This is a genomic window from Sulfurimonas sp. (assembly GCF_018698455.1).
GTDB lineage: Bacteria > Campylobacterota > Campylobacteria > Campylobacterales > Sulfurimonadaceae > Sulfurimonas.
Genome location: NZ_JABIOQ010000072.1, coordinates 19631 through 40174 on the forward strand (window position 1 = coordinate 19631; position 20544 = coordinate 40174).

Sequence of the window (20544 nt, forward strand, 5' to 3'; positions counted from 1 at the left end):
TAAAAATATCAATACAGAGTCAGAAGAGAAATAAATGAATTATAAAAGTGATGTTTTAGTTATAGGAGCAGGTGGAGCAGGGCTTACAGCAGCTTTACATGCTAAAGAGAGTGGAGCTAGAGTTATAGTTATTACAAAAGAGTATCCAACACGAAGTCAAACATGTATGGCTCAGGGTGGTATAAATGCAGCCCTTGGAAATGTAGAAGAAGATAGTGTTGAATCTCATATTGCAAACACACTAAAGTCAGCTCATGGTGAAGCAGATGAAGCAGCTGTTCGTTTTATGTGTAGTGAGGCTATCAATGCAGTAGAGTGGCTAGATAGTATAGGCGTTTGTTTCTCTCGTGCAAAAGATGCAAAAATAGCACAGAGAGCTCTCGGAGGAGCTTCTGCTGCTCGCGCTTGTTATGCACAAGACTATACTGGGTTAAAAATACTTCACACTATATATGATAGATGTTTGCAAGAGAACATAGAAATGAAAAATGAGAAATATCTCTTAGAGCTTCTCAAAGATGAAGAAGGTAGAGTGAAGGGTGCGAAAGTATTAGACATTCGAAGTGGAGAAGTAGAAGTTTATGAAGCAAATGCAGTCATAATGGCGAGCGGTGGTTATAGTCGTATTTACGATAAAAACTCTACTAATTCCACTGCTTCAACAGGTGATGGGATTGCGGTAGCTCTTAGAGCAGGTGCGAAGCTTATAGACATGGAGTTTATTCAGTTCCATCCAACTGGACTTAAAGGCTCATCCATTCTCATAAGTGAATCAGCTCGTGGAGAGGGTGGCCATATTGTGAACTCCAAGGGTGTGCGTTTTACTAACGAGCTAGCCCCTCGTGATGAACTCTCTCGTGCCATAAACGCAGAGATAGCAAAGGGTGAGCAAGTTTTTTTAGACATACGACATCTTGGAGAAGAACTGATAAACGAGGGTTTACCTCAAGAGAGGAAACTAGCAAAACTGTATGAAAATGTAGACCCGGTTCATGAGATCATACCTATTCGTCCAGTTGCACATTACACTATGGGTGGGATTGAAGTAGATCATAAGTCTCAAACTTCACTGAGTGGTCTATATGCTTGTGGAGAATGTGCAAACCATAGAGTGCATGGTGCAAATCGTCTGGGTGGAAACTCTCTTTTAGAAATCGTAGTTTTTGGAAAAGAAGCAGGATTAAACGCAGCAAAATTTGCACTTTCTCAAAATACTGAAAGTTCTTATATTGAGCAACCTGATGTAATGAATGATATAAAAGCAGGTAAGAATGAGATAGATTTTTATTCGTTTCGTCAGCACATCGGTGATATGTTTTATAAAGATGTAGGAATAGTAAGAACAAGAGAGCAGTTAGAATCAGCTCTAAAAGAGATTTTAGAGATTAAAGAAAAACTTCCTTTGATGGGTGTAAAAGACACTTCGAAGGTATACAATACAAACCTTGTGGAGTTTATAGAGTTTAGAAATGTGTTAGCCGTTTGTGAGCAGGTTGTTTCATCAGCACTTAAACGCGAGGTGAGCTGTGGTGCTCACTATATAGTTTAGTAAAGAGTTGGAAATTATGATAAATATAAATATTAAACGTGAAAATGAATTTGTAGAATATGGTGTTGATTTAGAAGACGTAACACTTCTTGAAGTACTTATAGAGATTAAAACAAAACAAGATGTAAGTCTAGCATTTAGTAGTGGTTGTCGGAGCAGCGTTTGTGGTTCTTGTTCAATGCGAGTAAATGAAAGAGAGGTCTTGGCTTGTTCTTATAAGGTACAAGATGGAGATACAATTGAACCACTTAAAAATGTAGAGGTTATACGAGACTTAGTTACTGATATGGATGCTTCTTATACTTTTAATGCAAGAGCAAAAGCATGGCTACAAGAAGGTCTTGGTATTTCACTTACTCAGGACGATGCGAAGATAAATGAAGTACAGAGCGACTGTATACTTTGTGGATCATGTTACTCCGCTTGTCCTGTTTATAGTGTTAACAAAGACTTTTTAGGACCTTTCGCATTGACTAGAGTTTGGAAGTATGTAAGCGATAAACGCGAGGGTGAACCTAAAACAAAAATAGATAATGTCCAGCTTAATGGTGTGTGGGATTGTACACTTTGCAATGAATGTACAATAGTTTGTCCTCAAAATATTTCAAGTAAAACAGATATAGAGAAACTACGTTTTAAATCTGCACAGTATGGATATATGGATCCTAACTTTGGTGGATTTGGTAGTTTTGATGGAAGTCCTAGTTTCTAAAGCTAACAAACAAACATGTTATAATAATTTAAAATATAAAAGGTAAAACAATGGCAAAAGAATACTCATTTGATATAACAGCAAAAGTAGATATGCAAGACTTTAAAAATGCAATAAATTTAGTAGATAGAGAAGTTTCAAACCGTTATGACTTTAAGGGAACAACTTTTGAAGTTACTTACAGTGAAAAAGCAAAGACATTAGTCCTTATAGCTTCTTCTGATAATAAAGTCGATGCACTTAAAGACATAGTAATCGCAAAGTTTTTAAAACAGGGACTTTCTTCAAAAGTTTTAGAAGAGTTAAAAGTAGAAGACTCTTCAGGTGGAAATAGAAAAATGACTTTTAAAGTTGTTGATTATATAGAGAGTAAAGAAGCAAAGAAGATAACAGCAGAAATAAAAAAGATGAAACTAAAAGTAAATGCTCAGATAGAGGGCGATAGCATCCGTGTAAAAGGTGCTAAACTTGATGAGCTACAAAAGGTTATAGCAATGGTTAAAGAGGCTGAATGGGATGCTCCTTTAGTTTTTGAGAACATGAGATAAAGGGAAAGTTATGAAAACAAAGATGAGTGTTAATGAGGCAGCAGGATTTTTAAATATTTCTAAAGAAGCTATTCATAATCGTATTCGCAGAGGTTCTATAGAAGTCCTTGTCGAGAATGGGGTTAAGATGGTTGTATTAGACTCTAAAGACACATCAGCTAAGCCAAGACAGAGTACTGTTAAAGTGAATAATAACAACGATAAATATAATAAACTTTTAGAAGAACAAAATGCTAAACTTCAAGAGAGGATTACACTTTTAGAAAATGAGACTCGAAGTCTGCGAGATCAAAAAGAGTTAATGCTCATTGCTGAGAGAGAGAAAATAGAGCAGATTTATATAGATAAAGATGAACAGCTAAAAAACATACTAGCAACTCTTTCTTCACAGTTACAGATATCAGCTCCAACTGAAGATGTAGAGACGATAGACACACATGTTGAAGAAGAAATAACTGAAGAAATTGATGATAAAAGTTCTCTTATATCTTTAAAGAAACATCTGAAAAATTTGGATATATCTGATAAAAAGATTAAAAAGATTCAGTCACGTTTTCTTAAAAAATCTTTGAAAGATGAGAGAATTATAAGTATAGGAAAAAAGTACTATTTAGACACAAGTAAGTATGACTATAGTGATTTAATAAAATAGAGAAAGAGTCTCTATTTTATAAGTCAGCTTTATTTAAAGTAAGACCCTTAAGATTTGAGATAGGGTAAGAGTAAGTAAGACCTTTTCCATCCCCTGTTATATCCAATTCATCGATAACAGACTTGATAATAGGTTCGACATTTTTTGTTTGTGTTATAAATAATAGGTCTGAATTAATATTTTCCGTATGGAGTCTATTGTAAATACTTTCTAGTTTTTCAAGTCCCATCCCATGGGCTTCTGTTATTGTCACTCCTCTCGCTCCAGCACTCTTAGCGGCACAGAGAGCTCTTTCTTCGCCTTCTTTTGGAACTATAACATGTACAGCAGAAAAGGACATTTCATATGAGTGACGCTGTCCTGTTCCTTGAATGTTAACCGTAGTAAGACCCATATTATGGGCATCTTCAATGGCATGTCTAAACTCATCGCGTTTAATAGCATCTTCCTCATGCTTACCTTTTATACCCATATTCTCTGTGATAATTCCATAAAGCATAACAGTTATCATAGGAAAAAGTGAAGCAAACGCGATAAGACCAAAACCATCTATAAGTGGATCGCGTCCTGGTATGTTTGTAGCAAGACCAAGACCAAGTGCTGCAACAAGTGGTACAGTAACTGTAGACGTTGTAACCCCACCACTATCATAAGCTATGGGAATGATGTACTTTGGTGCTATAAACGTAAGGGCAATTACAATCATGTATCCAGCCATGATGTAGTAAACTATTTCTCCACCTACGACAATGCGATAAGCACCTAAAGAGATACCAATCGCTACACCAAGAGCAACGAAAAGACGTAGAACAAAGTCATTTATCTTGCCATCACTTATCTCTTTAGCTTTTCTTGCAATAGCTGTCAAAGAAGGTTCTGCCATAGTTGTTGAGAAACCTATGAGAAAACCAAATGAGTAAACTATAACATTGCTATCGTATTGTGTTAGCTCGAAAGCCATAGTCTCACCAACAGAAAAAAGACCCATCTCTAAACCAACAATAAAAGCATCTAAACCTAGGATTACAAGCCCAAATCCAATGATGACATTTTTAAGATTATCTATAGGTTTTTTTAGAATTGCATATTGAAAAAACAGGATGATTGCTAAAATAGGCACAACATCTATAATGACTCCACCAATTCCTTTGAGTATGTTTAAAAAGGAAAAGTCAAAGTTTACAGCATTATTTGCTACTGCATCAGCTATGGGAAGAATATGAGGAACTTGCTCAACAGCATCTATAAACTCATAAACAAAAATACCATAGAACTGAACAAAAATCATAGGTGTTAAAGAAGCAAATGCAATAAGACCAAAACCATCTAAAACAGGATTTCTCCCCTTTATAGTAGAAGCTAAACCAATGCCAAGAGCTGCTACAAGAGGTACTGTCACGGTAGATGTTGTTACTCCACCGAGGTCATACGCAAGACCTACAATCTCTTTAGGAGCAAAAATAGTAGCCGAGACAACCATAACATATCCACTAATGATATAGTAGTGGATGGGGTGCCCTTTAATAATTCTGTAAACACCAATAACTATGGCAAGTCCAACTGAAAATGCAACTACTAAACGCAGGGTGGTAGCATCGATTCGACCTGAACTGATAGAGGCTGCTTTTTGAGCGATAACGATGAGGGCAGGTTCGGCGATAGTTGTACCAAAACCAATCATAAAGGCAAAAATAACAATGAGTATAGTAGAGTCTTTACGAGCAAATTCAGTCGCTAGACCTTCTCCAACGGGAAAAATACCAACTTCAAGACCAAGTAAAAAGATAGCAAGACCGACACCAACTATGGCAAGACCAATAGTCGTACTCAACCAGTTATCAGGAACACTCTGAATAATAGCGAGTTGAAAAAACATAATAACAAGAATGATAGGCAAGAGGTCACGAAAAGACTCTTTTAGAAGTTGGAGAAAGGATGCAAAACTTAACATGGTAAACCTTGAATTTATTTGTATCTAATAATAGCTAAAGTATTCTATACTTAGCTTAGAATAAGGGTCTGCTTTCAAGTACATCTAAAGCAAATAAGCTATAATCATGCTCTTCTTTAATGGTTTCGTGTCCGAGTGGCCGATGGTGCAACCTTGGAAAGGTTGTGTAGAGCAATCTACCGAGAGTTCGAATCTCTCCGAAACCACCACCTTTATCTCCCTGTTCTAGTCTATTTTTGAGATATTGATTTTTTAGTTCATCAATAATTTTGATTTGGACACTCTTCATATATCTTGACACAGTGTTTGTTTCAAGAACAGAAAGATGAAGTTGAAAATGATATATGTCATTTTTAATATTATATGCTGAGATAGACATAAGTTTGGCTTGAATTATAGCATTATTTATACCTAAAAGCTCTTTTAAATTTATATGATAGTCTATCGCTTTACTCGTGTTTAGCATAAGGATGTCCATTTATCCATTTCCCTTGATTAATATTATCTTGTATTATAGATGAATTTTCGGAATTAATGCTTTAAAGTAAGTCCCAAATAAATTCATAATAAAAATTATATCGCCCTCTTTTAAAAAATACACAATTTAAATATAAGAAATATGATGTAATCCTTATGGATGAAAATATGCCTAAAATGAATGGTATAAAAGCTACACAAGAGATTATTAGATTAGAGAAAGAGCAAAACCTAAAACATACAAGAATCATTGCATTAACAGCGAATGCAATTAAAGGGGATAGGGAAAGATTTCTAGAAGCTGGCATGGATGACTATCTCGCCAAACTATTTGATCAAGCCAAGTTGGTTGAATCCTTATCCAGATAAAATTAACCTGCGATAAGTTTATCTGTTATGGGCCCTTGAACCTTATGTATATGCATAGTCGAGAGTTTATCTAGATCTTCTTCATCTTTTACAAATGTTGCAATGATATCTATTCCTAAGGAGTCTGTTACAATTTGAAGGGAACTCATCGAATCACTTGACTGGTCGAGCAAGAATGAAATATCAGCTTTTATAAACGCAGGGTTCAGTAGTTTGAGGTAGGCAAAACTATTTGATTCCCCAGTAAAAGAATTTATGCCAAATCCAAATCCATATTTATTAAAGAGATAGACAAAACTTTTTACTATCTGTGTATTATTAATCGCAAAACTATCTGAAACTTCAAAAGAGAGTTTAAAGTTTATGTTTTTTGCATGAGTCTCAAAAAGTAGAGATAGCTCTTCAAAAGTAGAAGGGTCTTTTAGAACTTCGTTAGACAAACGGATAGAGCAGATAGTGTTATCTACCTCTGCGTGAGACTTCGTGATAAGGTCTTTAAGAGCTACTAGGTACATTTTACTAACAAGACCAAGGTTGATCGCTGGAGCAATAAAGTCACCATAGTAATAGCGTTTACCTTCTCCTCCATCAATAATAAAGGTCATAACCTTGTGGTTAGTCTCTTTTGTAGGGGCATTTACAGTTGGCCAGAACTTCAGAGCAAAGAGTTTTTCTTCTATAGCCTCTTCGATGATAGCTCTCCACTGCTCTTTACCCATGGCATTATCATCATCTTTTTCTTCATAGAGGTGAATATTTTTGGAGTCACTTGCTTTTGCCTGTGAAAGAGCATTGTCAGCACGTGTAAGAAGTTCACCGACACTAACACTAGGCTTAAATCTATAAATACCCATATCTACATAAGCAACATTTGCATCAAGTTTATAATGAGTCACTAGAGAGTCAAATTTATCATTTATTGTGTGGGCTATTGTATTTACATCTTTGGCTTCACAGCCGGGAAGCATAAGGGTAAATTCAGTTGAATTAACACGGGCTATAACACTCTCTTCATTTTCATGACAAATTTGTGTAAATCCATTTGCTAGTTCAAGAAAGAAGTCATCAGTACTTCGCCTTCCAATAGACTTTATAATAGCCTCCTCACTACTTAAAGCAACAAAGAGGACTGCTCCTCCATTGATTCTATTTTCTTGTTTTATGAGGCTCGAGAGCTTCAACATAAGGTAACGTCTATTAAAGAGTTTGCTTACAGGATCGTTATAGAGGAGCTCTTTATTTCTCTGTGCTGCTTCATTTCCTTTTTCAAAGATATCTTCTACTTTTTTAACCATAGTGTTCATCCCCTTGACAACATCTTTAAACTCTGTTGTGTAAGGTTCTCCTTCTTGTATGACAAACTCATTTTTTAGAATTGCTTCTGCTTGGTCTTGTATGCGTTTAAGAGGCTTTAAAACAAAATGCAGAAGGATACTTAATGTAATAAGAGCGAGTGACACAGAGATAAAAAAGATATAAATGAGCTTGATAAACATTTTATAAAGAGCTTTATACACAACAGTTGTATCTCCCTCTACATTAACCTCTCCAGTGATTTCCCAGCCAAGAGTAACATCGGCTCTAACCGTTTGTAGTTTAACATTTGCAAATTTTACAAACCAAAGAGGAACACCATCAATAGGATAAGCATCCTCTTGTTTATATGTAAATTTTTCATCTGCCGAGGTGTATTCTATTAGTCTAAAGTAACCACTATCAAACTCTGAATCTATAGTAGTAATCAAGAATGCTTCTTCATCACCAGCCTGTGCTAGGTTACTAGAAAGTGTTGATATATTGTTAACGGTTGTCTCATAAAGACTTGTAATCATATCTTTCTTAGCTGACACATAGTTGATGTACATTACAGCACCGAGCATAATGACAATAATAGTCGATACAGCGATTGCTACTTGTTTAAAGAGAGTCATAGTTTTTTCCTTTTCATATTGGCTTCGAGTTTTTTCCATTTTTTAGATTTTGGACCCGTGTCACCGTTTATCATTTTTACAACTTTAACTATATCCTTGCGTTGTGAAGCAGGAAGGATAAGACGGTTATTGTTGTCTAAGATGAGTATGTCTTTTGTGGTTTTTGGTTTTGGTACTTTAAGGTATGAAAGTACCATATGAGAGATTTTTTTACCACTTCTGCTCTTATAGATAATATAGGTGAACTTTAGTCTTCTTGGATTAATTCCAAGTTCTTTTAAGATGTAGTACTTTGCTATGGTATAGTCTTCACAGTCACCAGCATCTTTTCCTATAAACTCATAAAGTGTAGCCCAGTAATCACTCTGTGAATAAACCTTTTTATCACTTTTGTACTTTATGAAATTAATCCAAGTATTTACGACATTGAGTTTTTTCATGTCGCTTGCATCTTTGAGTTCTAAGAGTAGTTTTGTTTTTATTGCCATAAATCTATTTTTAGCAAACTTACCATATTTTTTCTCAGCACTCTCTTCTATCTCTCTTGTGATGAGCTCAGAGCTAAACACCGGAGAATATAAAAATACCAACAATAAAAAAAAGTGAACTACAGTTTTCATTCTTCAATTATACTTGTTTTAATTTTGTCTTTTATTAAAGCCAGCAGTTCCGGCCTTAGCTTGAGAGGTGAATTCATCGCTATATGGTTTAAGATAAGGAGGAATTGCCCGTCCTTTGAGCTTCATCATGTCTAAAAGCATGCTGTCGGCAACTTCCTGCGCATTCTCTTTTTTTACTTCTGTAAGGTAGGTAAAAAGAAGTTCTCCTAGTCGTTGTAGTGAAATCTTCCAAGTAGAGTCAGTCTCTCCATAGATCCATAAACCAAAAGCATAAAACTCTTCATACACACTTTTATTTTCGAATAAAAAAGACATAGTATGTTTGAAGTTTCCACTGTTGTAAGTCAAGTCCCAAAATCGTGCAAAACGTTTCATGATTTGTATATCATTAAAAGAGAGTTCTGAGTTTTTGAGTATGTCATAAGGAGGAATGTTACTATAAACCATTTGAAACTCTTCATCATGGCGTTTGATGTAAGTTCCTGAGAGTTTTTTAAGAATTCCAAGTTGTATTTCACAAGAACTCATACTAACAAGTTTGTCTAAGTTAGCTCCAAAACTTTTAAGTGATTCGCCGGGTAGCCCGATGATAAGGTCGAGGTGAATATGTGCCGTTGTTTCACGCTCTAAGAAATGAACGTTATCTTGTATTTTATCTAGTTTGAGTTGTCTTGAAACATTGTTAGCAATTTCAAGATTAAGTGTTTGTATTCCTATCTCGAGTTGTAATGCACCATTGGGGAAAGCTTTTATCTTATCTCTAAGTGATACTGGAAAATGGTCAGGGATAACTTCAAAGTGAGCAAAATAAGGAGGTTCTTTGGAGAGAAAAAAGTCTAAGATTCTATTTGATGATTTGATATTGAGGTTAAAGGTTCTGTCTACAAACTTAAAGTTCCTCGCTCCTCTTTGCCAAAGTTTTTCAAACTCTTCTAAAACATTATCAAGATTAAATGCACGTACTTTCTCATCCATGGAGGAGAGACAAAACTCACATTCAAAAGGACAACCACGAGAGACTTCAACATATATATATCTGTTTTGAATGTCATGGTCTGTATAGTACTCATAAGGAAGTTGTAGTTCTCGCAGTTTAGGAAGAGTCATTTTAATAATTCGTTCATTAGCAGAGTTATTGCCTATAGCTACACAAAGTTCATAAAACGCGAGGTCGCCTTCCCCTTGGATGATATAGTCAGCATCATCTAAGTCTACACGAAAAGGTGTGTAACTTACCTCTGGACCACCTAAAACGATTTTTATATTGGGGGAAACTTTTTTTATTATATGGATAAGTTCAGCAACTTCTGAGACATTCCAAATATACACACCAATTCCGATGATATCAGGTGAATTCATAAGAAGTTTTTCTGCCACACTTTGCATGGCATCGTTGATACTAAATTCTAGTATTTGTGTGTCTTTTTGAAGGGAGTGCATATTTGCATAAAGGTAACGAAGCCCAATAGCACTATGGGTAAACCTTGCGTTCAAAGTTGTTAGTATGATTTTCATAAGGGAATTTTATCATAAATACACTCAAGCTAAAAGGGGGAAGACTTGAGTGTAGAAAATTGTTAAGAGTATATTTAATATCTCATGTTATGAAAGGGTAAAACATAATCGAGACTTATAATTATAATAATTATAAGTAAACAGTAGGTTAATAGTTTAGATATAATTCCATTATGGCAATTTTATTATCAATATTTTACTTTTTTTACTTTTCTATTGTTGGTGTTTACATCATTTTTTTACCAAAGGTTATCTCAGACTTTGGTTACAGTGCTCTTGAAATAGGCATTATCTTCGCATCGGGTCCTTTGGTGCGTTTTATACTCCCATTTTTGTTTATACATGGTTTGGAGTTAAACAACAGAGTCTTTAATGTAGCCCTTCTTGTTATGGCACTGAGTAGTATTGCATTTTACTTCTCTATAGATAACTTTTATAAATTACTCACATCAAACATATTTTTAAGTCTCGGACTAGGGCTTATTCTACCCTATGTTGAAGTTATATCTTTAGATACTTTAGGCAAAGAAAGATATGGAAAGATACGACTTTTTGGTTCTATAGGTTTTGTCCTTGTTGCCCTTGTCTTAGTTAAAATACTTGATTCGCATACTATTGCATTGAATTTTTTACTCACACTAACATTTGTAACAGCAGCGGTAGCATTTGTTATCTCACAAGTTTCGAGTAAAGATAAAGAACATGAGCCAAAACATGAAAAAAATGATATAAATCTTTTTGCAGATTACAAACTGTGGGTTGGACTTATTTTGATGCAGATGAGTTTTGGAGCCTATTATAACTTCTTTACCATCTATGCTACAGATAATGGAATTACATTAGATATGACTATATACCTTTGGAGTTTTGGAGTTTTCACAGAGATTATTATGCTCTATTTTCAAGGACGATTTCTGAGAAAAGGATTACTTCGTATCTTAGAATTCACAACTTTGATGACAGCTCTTCGATGGTTTTTACTCTTTGCCTTTGCTCAAAACATCTTTGTTCAGTTTTTGGCACAGAGTATTCATGCCCTGAGTTTTGCACTCTTTCATTCAGCAGCCATTAGTTATCTCTATGTACTATACAAACATAAGTCTTTAGCACAACAGTTTTTTTCTGGAATTACTTATGGATTTGGAGGACTCAGCGGAGCTTTAATAGCAGGGTATATTTATGAGTACTATGCAGAGTATCTCTTCTTAAGTTCGGCTGTAATGGCGTTTGGAGCTTTTGTGTTTTTAAATTTATGGGGGAAAGAGGTAAAGCCTTAAATCTTTTTTGCATTTCTTAAATTTTCAATATGTCTAGCAAGAGCATGATACTCGTTCAAGTAAGGTGATGAAATTTTATAAAGCAAAGGTCTATACTTTAGGTATGTTAACCATGCTATTTTACTCGGTTTTTCACGTCCCAGTTTAACAAGCTCGAAACTTACAGCTGCGTTTATAAAACCTTTGAGTAGTAACATCTCTGTATTTTTCTCAAAACGACGTGGAAACCATATCTCTTCAAGTGCTTCGTGAGCATCGTAATAACGTTTTTCATCTATACATAATCTATACTCTTTTATGAGTCTATCGTGTTGGCTGTACATTATTCTTCCTCGTCTATGAGCATCATATTTTTTCTCCAGTAGCCACGTCCACCCTTGAGTGAGATGCAGTGCATTGTTGGAAATCTATCTTTATATTCTTGTAGTCTATCTAGAGTTGCTTTTCCGCTATCACAGTAAAAAACAAAAACACTGCCATCAGGATACACTTTAAGTTCATGAGGATTAAAAACAGTTGTTAATGCTTTTTCTATAGGAGAAAGTATAGTATCTATGAGTACAACTGCTATTTTCTCTTTAGCAAGGTCACGTTTAGCTTCTAAGAACTCTTTTTGAGTCCATTGATCTGGATAATTCATAAACTAATTATATAGTAATAATATTTATTTAGGATAAAATGTCACATGTCTAATAAGAATAAAAAAAACTCTAAGATAAACCAGAGAATACGAAAATATTTTGATGATGAACCTTTTGATGTTGGAATTGAAAGTGTAAGTTCGGAGACCTTAAGTGAACTCTTCGCAGCACTTGGTATCTATGATATCTCACACAATAAAAAATTACTTTTAAAAACTATACGAATGATGTGGAGTGAAGCAGAACATTCTGTTCGCCAAAATATCCTCGATTTTTTCCAAAATAATGGAGAAATTTATAAATCAAACCTCCCAAAAAGCACAACTCCCGATGCTGTTTTAGATAGAGATGACAAGATAGAAATGTTACTCGGAGAACTTGATGTAAGCCATGAAGAGGCAGTACAGTTATATGATGCTTTCTCAACTATGCGAAGTAAAAAGATTACCATTGAAAAGATGGAATCAAAACTAACACATATCCGTCATGAACATAAACGCTCCCTCTTAGAAAAAGAGCTAGAGGGAAACTTTGACACAGATGATTCTTTTGAGTTTAATGCTTCCATTCTTTATGAGGTTTATGGACAGAGTTTTCACAAAATTGTGACTCTTAACACAAAACCATATAGTTTTGAATTTTTAGATAACAACTCATTCGAAGAGATAGTACAAAAAATAGGTGATGATAAACTTCTCGCTACAAAAACTAAACAAGAAAATACTCAAAAATTTACAGAGCAGCTACATTCACCACATGCTTACCTCACAACAAAACAAATAATAGATGCCCTGCGGTCAAGTCCTCCAAAGTCGCGATTTTCTCATCCTAGAATAGGAGAGAAAGTTCTTAAAGAGATAGTAATGGCAAAGTTAGAAGTGTCGCGTTTAGAACTTCATGAGGAAGAACTTTTACTTATTGTTGATGAATCTATAACTCTTCCATACTCAGAGCAAAAGCTTCCTTATAATTTGGAATTACACATAGAATTAGAAGGACTTCTGGAAGAGATTTGGAATGCTGAGCGTTTTAACTTTGACACTGTATTAGCAGAGCTAAAAGCAGAAGAAGAAAAAGAGTTCTTGCGCTCTTTGGAATCTTTAATAGAGGACTGTACTAAGTATACGGCACTCTTATATTTAAGTGATGAGGAGCTACATGTCAGAGTCTATGAGTTTTTACTTGACCTTATGCCTCATGGACTCTCCCTAACTCCTAAGATGCATAAAAAGATTACCAGAAGATTTGTGTATTCCATTTCTGAACTACTTATAAAAAAACAACGCCAAGAATTACTTGCTCGAACTATTCGTGACTTTAAAAACCTCTTTCCAATGGCTAGAGAGATGCGAAGAAAACTTACTCTTCACATAGGACCAACTAACAGTGGTAAAACATATACGGCGATGAAGAAGTTAGAAGAAGCAGATACTGGTTACTATCTTGCACCTCTTCGTTTACTCGCACTTGAAGGCTATGAGACACTCAAAGCAAAGGGCATCGAGAGTTCACTTATAACAGGTGAAGAACAAATACTCGATGACGAGGCTACACATATTAGCTCGACCATAGAGATGCTAAACTTTGAAGTCGATGTTGATGTTTGTGTTATAGATGAAGTACAGATGATAGATGACCGTGATAGAGGTTGGGCTTGGGCAAACGCCATCATAGGAACACCTGCTAAAGAGATTATTATGACGGGGTCTATTAATTCAAAAGAGGCCATTATAGCATTAGCTGAGTACCTTGGTGAAGAGTTAGAAATAATAGAATTTGAACGTAAAAATCCACTTACACTTTTAGAAGAACCAACAAAAGCCTCAGAGGTAAAACCGGGAACCGCCATCATCGCGTTTAGTAGAAAAGACGTACTAAGGCTCAAACAAAACTTTTCATCTAACTTTAGTGTGAGTGTTGTTTATGGAAATCTTTCTCCAGAAGTGAGACGTGAAGAAGCACGGCGTTTTCGTGAGGGTGAAACCGAAATACTTATAGCTACAGATGCTATTGCTATGGGAATGAACCTACCTATAAAAACCATACTCTTTTCTAAGGCTGAAAAGTTTGACGGTATAACACAAAGAAGCCTTATGCCATCAGAAGTACATCAAATTGCTGGTCGTGCTGGACGGTATGGACTAAGCGAAGAGGGATATGTAGGTGCATTAAATGAAGAAGCCCTCAAAATAGTCAAGAAAAACTTTTATAAAGAAGCAAAAACAATAACTATTCCCTTTAAGGTGATGGCAAATTTAGAACATATAAAACTTGTGAGTAAAATACTTGAAGAGAACTCTCTTGAGGTAATTCTAAGTTTCTTTGTAGAAAACATGGAATTTAATGGTCCTTTTTATGCCTCAGGTTTAAGTGATATGCTGGAGGCTTCAAGGATTGTTGATACTTATGATTTAGACATAGCAACTAAGTATCATCTTGCTTGTGCTCCGTTGACACTGAAATCCCCTTATATTGTAGAGGCTTATGAGAGTTATATTTTTTCCCTGCAAAAGCAAGAGAATGTTTACTATAATCCCCCTGTGCTTAATAGTGATCATGCAAGAACTACAGATGAACTCTTAAAAGCTGAGGACATGGTAAAAGAGATATCTTTATACCTGTGGCTTACTTATAGGTTTGGTGAGAACTTTGTAGATGAGAATAAAGCTCGAGAATATAGAAGTATTTTAAACAAATACATAGGAAGAACACTGCATCAGGCACAACTTTCTCAGATGTGTAAACTCTGCAGGGCACCTTTGCCATTAAACACAAAGTATGCGATTTGTCAGAACTGTTTTAGAAAGAACTATACACATGGACGAGGAAGAGGACATTCCTCAAGATAGAGTGCTTCTTTTAAGCCATATAAACTATAAGTTCTAGGGCATCTAAAAGTTCTTGGTTCGTTATGGAATCTCTCGAAGCTATAGCCAAGGAAGCACCTGTCCCATTTCTATCTCTTAGCCCATGATGAGATTCTTTTACACTTTGTATATCTGCACCACTTAAGTCAAAATCTGTATAGAGTGCCTTTGGATGGTAACTTAGTTTAGCAAGTATAGTTTTTAGGGCTATACTTTTTGCTGAGTAAGATGTTGTAGCTAACGTTATGTTATCACTCTTTATGCGCATGAGAACTTCTTCTCTTAGATTGTCTGCTATGAGCAGGACTATTGCCATTTCCTCTGCACCACTTAAGACTATATGAAACCTTCTCGATGCTTCGAGAATAAAACCAGCATAAAAGATAAGTTCTTTATATTTGAAATTGTCTAATTCATTAAAGTTGCTTGTAGACTCATCGTCTTGTGTTTGCAAAGAGATACTAAGTGCAACAAATGTGCCTTTTAGCTCATATGACATTCCAAGATCCATCCCTTTACGCAATATAGTCTTCGAATCTAAGCCATTAAGAATTTCAGGTTTAAAGAGCTCTATATGGCTAAAAGGATTTAAGCTGTGGAGTGCCTGAGTTATAAGCCCAGAGGTGTTTACTGTGGAGTTATCAAAAGTGTCGGTAATGAGGTCACAATTACCAGAGATAAGTGAATCTTCTTCAGAAGTGAAGAGATTATAACTTGTCATATCTCTATATCATCCCAAAACTCATTAAAGTCTAAGTTTGTCATCGCATTTTCATCATTAGTACCTTTTTGGCTTAACTCTTCTTGGACTTTTATAAAGTAGAGTTCGAGTGCTGCGTTTATCATAGTAGATTCATCTTTGTTTAAAATCTCTTTGAACTCGGCTAGTCTTTCATAATTATTTTGATTAATTGTTATATTCATAGTGTTATTGTACCGTTTTTTTGACATAGGACTTGTTATGTGGGATAGTGCAGTCTGTACAGTCTTGATGGATTTTCTTCTCATGTGTAAACTGACCACCATGACCTAAAGAACATTCACTGAAAATAGTGAAACCATCTTTTTCATATAAGCCTTCTTCTTTAAAGATGAAGTGAGGACAGGCACAGTGAAAACAGTTGAGGTATTCTACATTATGGCACTTTTTCTTTTCTGCATAGAGGAGGCAGAAATTCGGCTCCGTCTCAACCATATTTTCAAAAACAAAGTAATCTATTATTTGCTCTTTAGTGTAGTTCTGTTCTTGGAGTTTAGTAAGTATGTTGTTATGTTTTTTTTCATGCTCTTTTAGCCAAAAAGTATAAGTCATGAGATTCTCTTAAATGATTTTAGAAGATAGTATATAATAGATACTTGAGATAAAAGAAGTAAAAAGTGTATAACATATACCTGCGTTTGTTTGTTAGTTATACCAAAGTAGTACTCCAGTAGTTGATAAAAAACATAAGAGATAAGCATACCTAGAAGATACCCTTTTTGTTTAGCCACATCGACTAGCTCTAAAGGTTTAGAGTATTTTAAAAAGAGTGTTTCAGCACGAATGAGAAAAGAGCCAAAAGTGAAAGTAATTTGATACCCAATATAGATGATAAACGCGGTGCTATATGAGTACGAAAAAAGTAAAAAGTAACTAATAGCCAAGAGTAAAACTATCTCTATAAAAAGAGAAATCTTGAAAAAATAATCAATGTTTAAAATCTTATAGTAAAACTTTGCAACAACAAGCATAGCCAGTGCGAGAAAAATCCCACCTAGACTATAAACTGATGGTTCTAGTGGAGCATATAATATAAATATACTCCCAACACTTATTCCGAGAAAAAGAGAGTTTAGAAGTTTATACTTTATAAACTCTCTTATGTTTAGTTTCATTTTTTTCATATACCTTCTAGTATTTGAGTTTTAACCCAGCGATGTATGTAGTTGTATAACTAACAGGATAAATTGCATTATCGCGTACCCATAAAGCATTTTGTTGGTTAAACAGATTATTTATTTTAGTAAATATTTCCCAATTTTTCTTTTTATAAGTTGCAGATATATCTGTAGAATTAAAAGCATCTTGTTTTTGAGAAAAATTATTATTAAAGTCCTCTGCTGCAAAAGCTTCTGAACGATAAACTTGTGTTAAAGACAAAGTGGAATTTTTATTTGGTAGATAATTTACGATTACTTTTACATTATGATCTGATACACCAGGAAGAGTGTTTCCACTGTAGTCATCACCATTTTCTATTTCCTTATCTATAATTGCTTGAACATAATTATAATTTAATACCATATTGAGCTGATTGTTAAGTATATAATTATCATATATATCAAGTCCATATTTATGAGATTTATCAATATTAGTATTTCTAGAGTTAGTCCAACCCGGATCTGAGTAGTAATAAATTTCATTTTCCATATCAATATAAAAAGTAGAAATTTTAAATTTATTTGTTGCTACAATATGGTTATATCCTAAAGTATAGTTATTCGCTTTTGATGGTAGTACATAACCCATGTATCCAGTTGTAGGATTTGTATAGCTAAATAATCTATCTAGTTGTGCTGTTTGGTAACTACGTGAAAAATTAGTAAATACTGAACTATTCTTATTTAGTTTGTAATTTACTCCAAGTTCAATACCACTAAGATCTTCACTTTCACTGTCACCATTAGATTCATTGAATTTCATAATTTCATATCTCAATCCAGCTTTTAGCGTAAATTTATTTTTAGAGTATTCAGACATCAAGTAGATAGCTTGATTATCTTTCTCCATATTTAGATCTACGTTGGAGCTATTTTCATACTTTAAATCTGCATAAAATCCATCAATACCTACTTTGATAGATAAGTTGTTTGTTGTATAGTCAAGATATGTATTAAAAGATACATAGTTATAATCACTATGACCAGTGGAACTCCAAGCTGGTAGATCGTAATCAGAATTTTTTATTTCATTTGCAACTTGAGCACTAAGTGAGATATCATCATTTATAGAGTACTTTACAGAAGAACGTAGAACAGTTGAATCAAACCTTTGAGTAGAATAAGAACTAGCGAAACCACTGCTAGTTCCCTGTTGTCTAGGATTGTCCTTGTACTCATCTTCTGTCATTGTCCCTGCATAAGTTACATCAGTTGCTGTATTTGTTGCACCTATATTTAATGTTAAATCATCTGATAGAGAATATTCTAGATCTATAGATGCAGTAGTAAATTTATTTTCGTCTTTATTCCTATCTGTATCAATTTCTCTTATTCCATCATTCTTTTGAGTCTCTCCACTTACACTAACTGATAGCTTTTCCCATTTATGCCCAGCATAAAATGAAGCATCCCTTGTGCCATATGAACCAGCATATAATGAAACTTCTTTTGTATTGTTTTGTTTAGTAGTTATATTAATGACACCTGCATTGGCACCATCACCTCCGACTACGATTCCGCTAGATTTGATAATTTCTATTTTTTTGATTGAACTAGGCGATATAGATGCTAATAGTTGAGAAACCATATCTACATTGTTCATCTTTCTCCCATTGATAGTAACAACTATGTTTTGGTATCCATCAGCAACTCCAAACCCATGTATATCCATTTTTTGTAAAAAAGGATTTCCATATGCTGATGTTGCAAAAACAGAAGTACTTTTATTCAAAAATTCATATACATTTTGAACATGAGCTTTCTCTATGTCTTCTTGCGTATAAACTTCTACAGCATCTGTAGAGCTTAATTCATCAGTTTTTATGGCTGTTGAAGTAATGGCAATTGGAGCAAGTGTTATAGACTGAGTTGCATGTAGTTGGCTTAAAAAAGCACCTAGGAGTAATGATAATTGTATTATTTTTGACATAGTAGTCCTTAATATATTTATGTTTTTTATATGAGTTTAAATATTTTAAGAAGAGGGTGGAGAAGCTATTTTAATTGTGAGAGGTTTACCATCTAATGTGTATACAGAACAACCCTGTGCAATTATCTTAGTTAAAGATATATAGGCTTGTATCGCTGCTAGGGAAAAGTAGTTTTTTCCAAAACCTTTAGGTATATGCACGAGTTCTCTTTTGTTTTTTTCGAATTATAACCAAAATAGATGTTAAAATACTTTTATGAAACTTTCCCACTTAAAACAAATAGTAAACTACTTACAAGATTTTAAAAAAATATCGGCTGTTCATAGAGTTAGCGATACCATTATCAAAATAGTGTTTGACAAAATCGATGCTATTTACTTCAATATGACTCGTTCAAACTCTAGTATGTTTAAGTGCGAAGAGTATCCGCGTTCAAAGCTTTATAATGCTCCTTTTGATGTCATTATGGCAAAACGCTTTAATCGTGCAAATATCTTAAATATAGAACTTTTAAATGGCGATAAAATTATTCGTCTTAAGACTTCAATGACATCGGTATATAAAGAAGAGACAACTTACCTACAAATAGAATTTACAGGTAAATATACAAATATCATCATACTAGATGAGGAAAATGTAGTTCTTGAGGCACTCCGTCATGTAGACCTTTTCTCTTCTTTTCGTGAGGTTAGAGTAGGGCAAGCTCTTCTTGACGTACCCCAAGCTCCTTTTGTTGCTAAAGAGTATCCACTTGATAATGTAGAAGTATTTTTGTATGAGGCATATTCTCGTGAACAAGATGCAAAACTGAGTAATCTTAAAACCCAAAAAACAGTACTTTTAAATAAAAAACTAAAAAAACTAAAAAAACTCTATGAGCAACTAGATTCCCAAGCTGACTTGGAAAAGATGGCTAAAGAACAAGAGCATTATGGAAATCTAGTTTTATCCAATGCGAACACTATTAAACCTTATGCAAAGATACTAAAGCTATATGATTATGTAGAAGAAAAAGAGATAGAACTCACTATAGAAAAACCATGTCCAACAGCTTTTATGATAAGTAATATGCTCTTCTCTAAGAGTAAAAAAGCAAAACAAAGAGCGAAACATCTTCATATTGAAGAAGAATCGCTACTCTCAAAAATAGAGCATCTAAAGTTATTTATAAGTACGGTTGAAATGGCTCAAGATGTTGCTAAAATAGAACTGCTTTTCCCTAAAAAAGTACAAGCGAAAAAGATTAAAGTAAATGATTCTGTAGAAGTTTTCTGGATTGAGGGCTATAAAGTACAGCTTGGTAAGAATGAAAAAGGAAATATTGAGCTACTTCAAAATGCAAGAGCTAAGGATATTTGGATTCATTTAAAAGATAGACCATCCGCTCACGTTATCATTACAACAGATAAGCAAAACCTCCCTATGAATGTGATGCAAAGTGCCGCAAGACTCTGTGTGGATTTTACTACAACTACAAAAGATCGCTATTTGGTCGATTATACTCCACGAAGAGAAGTAACTATTCAAAATGGTGCAAATGTACTGTATAATAAGTATAAGACCATAGAGATAGATACTCGCTAA

The 20544-nt window shown here is 34.4% G+C and carries 19 protein-coding genes, 1 tRNA gene and 1 pseudogene; 9 read left to right on the forward strand and 12 right to left on the reverse strand.

Features of this window, described 5'->3' with window-relative positions; all coding sequences use genetic code 11:
• The first annotated feature begins 34 nt into the window (after positions 1 to 34).
• From HOG88_RS10550 to HOG88_RS10565, 4 genes are read left to right on the forward strand one after another with little or no spacing between them, the layout of a single operon-like run.
• Positions 35 to 1549, forward strand: a complete 1515-nt coding sequence (locus tag HOG88_RS10550; RefSeq protein ID WP_295005949.1) for an FAD-dependent oxidoreductase — start codon at positions 35 to 37, stop codon at positions 1547 to 1549.
• 16 nt (positions 1550 to 1565) lie between these two features.
• Positions 1566 to 2261: a 2Fe-2S iron-sulfur cluster-binding protein gene (locus HOG88_RS10555; protein WP_295005951.1), complete on the forward strand. Its 696-nt coding sequence runs from the start codon at positions 1566 to 1568 to the stop codon at positions 2259 to 2261.
• Between the two features lie 50 nt (positions 2262 to 2311).
• Complete coding sequence (locus HOG88_RS10560; RefSeq protein WP_295005953.1) at positions 2312 to 2809, forward strand: YajQ family cyclic di-GMP-binding protein; 498 nt, start codon at positions 2312 to 2314, stop codon at positions 2807 to 2809.
• 10 nt (positions 2810 to 2819) lie between these two features.
• A complete protein-coding gene (locus HOG88_RS10565) occupies positions 2820 to 3461 on the forward strand; it encodes a DNA-binding protein (RefSeq protein ID WP_295005955.1) in 642 nt (213 codons plus the stop codon).
• 16 nt (positions 3462 to 3477) lie between these two features.
• Here HOG88_RS10565 and HOG88_RS10570 read toward each other — a convergent pair whose 3' ends face one another.
• On the reverse strand, positions 3478 to 5412 hold the full coding sequence (locus HOG88_RS10570; protein WP_295005957.1) for a DUF1538 domain-containing protein: 1935 nt from the start codon (positions 5410 to 5412) through the stop codon (positions 3478 to 3480).
• 121 nt (positions 5413 to 5533) lie between these two features.
• Here HOG88_RS10570 and HOG88_RS10575 point away from each other — a divergent pair.
• Positions 5534 to 5621: transfer RNA gene (locus tag HOG88_RS10575), tRNA-Ser, on the forward strand.
• Positions 5622 to 6024: 403 nt separating this feature from the next.
• Positions 6025 to 6258, forward strand: a pseudogene (locus tag HOG88_RS10580) (response regulator); the annotation flags it as partial.
• 2 nt (positions 6259 to 6260) lie between these two features.
• Here HOG88_RS10580 and HOG88_RS10585 read toward each other — a convergent pair.
• From HOG88_RS10585 to HOG88_RS10595, 3 genes are read right to left on the reverse strand one after another with little or no spacing between them, the layout of a single operon-like run.
• On the reverse strand, positions 6261 to 8189 hold the full coding sequence (locus HOG88_RS10585) for an EAL domain-containing protein (protein WP_295005959.1): 1929 nt from the start codon (positions 8187 to 8189) through the stop codon (positions 6261 to 6263).
• A complete protein-coding gene (locus HOG88_RS10590; RefSeq protein WP_295005961.1) occupies positions 8186 to 8809 on the reverse strand; it encodes a transglutaminase-like cysteine peptidase in 624 nt (207 codons plus the stop codon). The genes HOG88_RS10585 and HOG88_RS10590 overlap by 4 nt, the downstream gene beginning before the upstream one ends.
• 18 nt (positions 8810 to 8827) lie before the next feature.
• Positions 8828 to 10324, reverse strand: coding sequence for a B12-binding domain-containing radical SAM protein (locus HOG88_RS10595; RefSeq protein WP_295005963.1), 1497 nt, complete (start codon positions 10322 to 10324; stop codon positions 8828 to 8830).
• Between the two features lie 173 nt (positions 10325 to 10497).
• On the opposite strand from HOG88_RS10595, the gene HOG88_RS10600 reads away from it, so the two are divergent.
• Entirely contained in the window at positions 10498 to 11601 is a 1104-nt protein-coding gene (locus HOG88_RS10600; RefSeq protein ID WP_295005965.1) for an MFS transporter, read from the forward strand.
• On the opposite strand, the gene HOG88_RS10605 is transcribed toward HOG88_RS10600, so the two are convergent.
• The gene (locus HOG88_RS10605) at positions 11598 to 11924 is read right to left on the reverse strand and encodes a DUF309 domain-containing protein (RefSeq protein ID WP_295005967.1); all 327 of its coding nucleotides are present in this window, start codon (positions 11922 to 11924) and stop codon (positions 11598 to 11600) included. The two genes, HOG88_RS10600 and HOG88_RS10605, sit on opposite strands and share 4 nt — an antisense overlap.
• Positions 11924 to 12241, reverse strand: coding sequence for a hypothetical protein (locus HOG88_RS10610; RefSeq protein ID WP_295005969.1), 318 nt, complete (start codon positions 12239 to 12241; stop codon positions 11924 to 11926). The genes HOG88_RS10605 and HOG88_RS10610 overlap by 1 nt, the downstream gene beginning before the upstream one ends.
• 45 nt (positions 12242 to 12286) lie before the next feature.
• On the opposite strand from HOG88_RS10610, the gene HOG88_RS10615 reads away from it, so the two are divergent.
• Positions 12287 to 15091 (forward strand): helicase-related protein, encoded by a 2805-nt coding sequence (locus tag HOG88_RS10615; protein ID WP_295005970.1) that lies wholly within the window; start codon positions 12287 to 12289, stop codon positions 15089 to 15091.
• Between the two features lie 10 nt (positions 15092 to 15101).
• Here the strand turns inward: HOG88_RS10615 and HOG88_RS10620 are convergent, their stop codons facing one another.
• The 6 genes from HOG88_RS10620 to HOG88_RS10645 are packed head-to-tail and all read right to left on the reverse strand — an operon-like array spanning position 15102 to position 19160.
• Positions 15102 to 15830, reverse strand: coding sequence for a hypothetical protein (locus HOG88_RS10620; protein WP_295005972.1), 729 nt, complete (start codon positions 15828 to 15830; stop codon positions 15102 to 15104).
• Positions 15827 to 16033 (reverse strand): hypothetical protein, encoded by a 207-nt coding sequence (locus tag HOG88_RS10625; RefSeq protein WP_295005974.1) that lies wholly within the window; start codon positions 16031 to 16033, stop codon positions 15827 to 15829. The genes HOG88_RS10620 and HOG88_RS10625 overlap by 4 nt, the downstream gene beginning before the upstream one ends.
• Positions 16034 to 16037: 4 nt before the next feature.
• Positions 16038 to 16421 carry a hypothetical protein gene (locus HOG88_RS10630; RefSeq protein WP_295005976.1) on the reverse strand — a complete coding sequence of 128 codons (384 nt, stop codon included), beginning with the start codon at positions 16419 to 16421 and terminating at the stop codon, positions 16038 to 16040.
• The gene (locus tag HOG88_RS10635; protein ID WP_295005977.1) at positions 16418 to 16984 is read right to left on the reverse strand and encodes a hypothetical protein; all 567 of its coding nucleotides are present in this window, start codon (positions 16982 to 16984) and stop codon (positions 16418 to 16420) included. Before HOG88_RS10635 ends, HOG88_RS10630 begins: the two co-directional genes overlap by 4 nt.
• 16 nt (positions 16985 to 17000) lie before the next feature.
• Positions 17001 to 18959 (reverse strand): TonB-dependent receptor, encoded by a 1959-nt coding sequence (locus tag HOG88_RS10640; RefSeq protein ID WP_295005979.1) that lies wholly within the window; start codon positions 18957 to 18959, stop codon positions 17001 to 17003.
• Between the two features lie 45 nt (positions 18960 to 19004).
• Complete coding sequence (locus HOG88_RS10645; protein ID WP_295005981.1) at positions 19005 to 19160, reverse strand: hypothetical protein; 156 nt, start codon at positions 19158 to 19160, stop codon at positions 19005 to 19007.
• 55 nt (positions 19161 to 19215) lie between these two features.
• Here HOG88_RS10645 and HOG88_RS10650 point away from each other — a divergent pair, with 55 nt between their 5' ends.
• Positions 19216 to 20544 carry an NFACT family protein gene (locus HOG88_RS10650; RefSeq protein ID WP_295005983.1) on the forward strand — a complete coding sequence of 443 codons (1329 nt, stop codon included), beginning with the start codon at positions 19216 to 19218 and terminating at the stop codon, positions 20542 to 20544.

Excerpts from the sequence above, each read along its gene's own strand:
- HOG88_RS10550 (WP_295005949.1), top strand. The coding sequence starts at position 35 with ATGAATTATAAAAGTGATGTTTTAGTTATAGGAGCAGGTGGAGCAGGG.
- HOG88_RS10555 (WP_295005951.1), top strand. The coding sequence starts at position 1,566 with ATGATAAATATAAATATTAAACGTGAAAATGAATTTGTAGAATATGGT.
- HOG88_RS10560 (WP_295005953.1), top strand. The coding sequence starts at position 2,312 with ATGGCAAAAGAATACTCATTTGATATAACAGCAAAAGTAGATATGCAA.
- HOG88_RS10565 (WP_295005955.1), top strand. The coding sequence starts at position 2,820 with ATGAAAACAAAGATGAGTGTTAATGAGGCAGCAGGATTTTTAAATATT.
- HOG88_RS10570 (WP_295005957.1), bottom strand. The coding sequence starts at position 5,412 with ATGTTAAGTTTTGCATCCTTTCTCCAACTTCTAAAAGAGTCTTTTCGT.
- HOG88_RS10585 (WP_295005959.1), bottom strand. The coding sequence starts at position 8,189 with ATGACTCTCTTTAAACAAGTAGCAATCGCTGTATCGACTATTATTGTC.
- HOG88_RS10590 (WP_295005961.1), bottom strand. The coding sequence starts at position 8,809 with ATGAAAACTGTAGTTCACTTTTTTTTATTGTTGGTATTTTTATATTCT.
- HOG88_RS10595 (WP_295005963.1), bottom strand. The coding sequence starts at position 10,324 with ATGAAAATCATACTAACAACTTTGAACGCAAGGTTTACCCATAGTGCT.
- HOG88_RS10600 (WP_295005965.1), top strand. The coding sequence starts at position 10,498 with ATGGCAATTTTATTATCAATATTTTACTTTTTTTACTTTTCTATTGTT.
- HOG88_RS10605 (WP_295005967.1), bottom strand. The coding sequence starts at position 11,924 with ATGTACAGCCAACACGATAGACTCATAAAAGAGTATAGATTATGTATA.
- HOG88_RS10610 (WP_295005969.1), bottom strand. The coding sequence starts at position 12,241 with ATGAATTATCCAGATCAATGGACTCAAAAAGAGTTCTTAGAAGCTAAA.
- HOG88_RS10615 (WP_295005970.1), top strand. The coding sequence starts at position 12,287 with ATGTCTAATAAGAATAAAAAAAACTCTAAGATAAACCAGAGAATACGA.
- HOG88_RS10620 (WP_295005972.1), bottom strand. The coding sequence starts at position 15,830 with ATGACAAGTTATAATCTCTTCACTTCTGAAGAAGATTCACTTATCTCT.
- HOG88_RS10625 (WP_295005974.1), bottom strand. The coding sequence starts at position 16,033 with ATGAATATAACAATTAATCAAAATAATTATGAAAGACTAGCCGAGTTC.
- HOG88_RS10630 (WP_295005976.1), bottom strand. The coding sequence starts at position 16,421 with ATGACTTATACTTTTTGGCTAAAAGAGCATGAAAAAAAACATAACAAC.
- HOG88_RS10635 (WP_295005977.1), bottom strand. The coding sequence starts at position 16,984 with ATGAAACTAAACATAAGAGAGTTTATAAAGTATAAACTTCTAAACTCT.
- HOG88_RS10640 (WP_295005979.1), bottom strand. The coding sequence starts at position 18,959 with ATGTCAAAAATAATACAATTATCATTACTCCTAGGTGCTTTTTTAAGC.
- HOG88_RS10650 (WP_295005983.1), top strand. The coding sequence starts at position 19,216 with ATGAAACTTTCCCACTTAAAACAAATAGTAAACTACTTACAAGATTTT.